Here is a 216-nt window from a genome sequence, read left to right as displayed (position 1 = left end):
TGAGCAATCCTAGCCAAACGGACATTTCTGTTGACTACAACACCACCGATGGCAGCGCCAGTGCCCTCGGTGATCCAGCCGTTGGCGGCAATGACTATGACTCGACCAGTGGCTCCCTCACCTTTGTGGCAGGCGAGACGCTGCAACTGATCACCGTCACCGTCAACGGCGATGGCGTCAGTGAGCCCAGCGAAACCTTCAATGTGGTGTTGGGCA

Annotated in this window: 1 protein-coding gene; it reads left to right on the top strand. The window is 57.9% G+C overall.

Going from position 1 to position 216, the window contains the following annotated elements:
• Nucleotides 1–216, top strand: a 216-nt coding sequence (locus JUJ53_RS25360) for a Calx-beta domain-containing protein (protein WP_204149994.1), incomplete at both ends; no start/stop codon positions are given.

The organism is Leptolyngbya sp. CCY15150 (assembly GCF_016888135.1).
GTDB lineage: Bacteria > Cyanobacteriota > Cyanobacteriia > RECH01 > RECH01 > RECH01.
Note: the sequence above shows the minus strand (reverse complement) of the source record. Positions and strands in the feature narration are given on the sequence as shown.